1 protein-coding gene is annotated in these 1,461 nt (G+C 52.6%); it reads right to left on the reverse strand.

The window, feature by feature from the left end:
- The coding region (locus M4I36_RS16195; protein ID WP_258112801.1) for an IS701 family transposase at positions 1–1,405 on the reverse strand (1,405 nt) is incomplete at its 3' end.
- Positions 1,406–1,461: the final 56 nt, after the last annotated feature.

Below are 1,461 nucleotides of genomic sequence, written 5' to 3' on the forward strand. Positions count from 1 at the left end.
GGGTGTGCTCCGGAAGTCCCTTGCGAAATTCCGCATCACTGCCAAACGCCCCATCGCACCCGACCCATTGGAATTGAAACTCGTGGTTGTTGACGGCTTCTTCAATCATCTTCAGCGCAAGTTGTGGTTTAGTACGAAACTCCGTTTCCTCAGGAATATCGCACTTTGCCCACAGTGCCTCGTGTTTATCATCAAACCATACCTTTGGAAGATACAGTCTGGAATCCAGCAGACCATAGCCGTTCGCTCCGGAATACCCGATGAATACGCCAGCCTGACAGTTTTCGACCTTCCCCAGTCTGCCACAATACTGCCGAGTGACCCCGGCTGAGTGGGTGCCTTTTTTGGGAAAGTCAGAGCCGTCCACCGTCAGCATGCCATTCGGGTCGTTTGCAGTGGTACAGACCTGGGCTTGGTAAATCTGTTTCATCTGCTGCTCGTCCCACGGGGCATCCTTCAGGAACATCTGCATCGTGCGCACGGCTTTCTCATCTTCATAGCGCAGGGCAATCGGCTCGATGCTCTTGCGCTCCAAGTCACTGAGCAATCCCTTGGTATATGTTTCACAGTTTTTCTGCTGCGCCGGATGGGTATAACACGACGTATATGTATCCAGGTATTGTCCGAGTTGCGTCCCCAATTCAGTGACAGTTTGCTCGTTAATGCCTACTTCAGTGAACAAGTCAGGACTCCAGTCCGGTAGACTCAGCATCATGTCCCATGACCTCACACGCTTGAGATTGGGATTCGGTCGTGGGGGGAACTGGGACACCAATTTGAACAGCCTGCGATCCAGCAGATAGAGAAACACGCCTTTTCGGTTTCCGTGATAAACGAACGCTTTGCCGACCTTTGAGAAGCCACGGGTTTCCCCGACATATCGCCAATTGGCGGCTTTGTAGCAAGTACCCTGATAACGGTTGAGGTCAACGAACGTCTCTACCGCATACGGCTCTATACCGTACAGGCGAAGCCAGTCGGTCTTCACCCGATTCAGGGAAAGAGACAATATATGAGAAGCCAGGTTCTTGACGTGAACCCATGGCAGGATGAGAAATCGGTTGTTGTTGACCACGTGGGAAAGCAGCTTCTGTCTGCCTTCCTCGCTCCAGCCCAGCCAGGCGTCCCGGACACCAACGTGGAACGACGCACGGTTAAAGCTGACTGCGGCAATGGGCACGTCTCGGAACAGCACCAGGTACTTGACCCGCTGACCAATCATTGCATGGTAGCCGAGATAGTGCCATGTGCGAACCATGTAGTCCCAGATCCCTTCATCCTCGGTTCCGTTGACAAGGATAAGGGAAAGAGGCTGAAAGTCTCTCAAACTGCCCGTAACAGGGCGCTGGTCTGTCCAAATAGAGTCCATAATCCATTCGTCCTGTTCCGATAGAATGCCCAACAACCGAATCCCGCCTCCAATCGTATCATGTTTTTCGGGCTACGTCCAGCGGAAATTTA

The sequence above is a fragment of the Alicyclobacillus sp. SP_1 genome, from assembly GCF_024706985.1.
In the GTDB taxonomy this organism is placed as follows: Bacteria; Bacillota; Bacilli; order Alicyclobacillales; family Alicyclobacillaceae; genus Alicyclobacillus_I.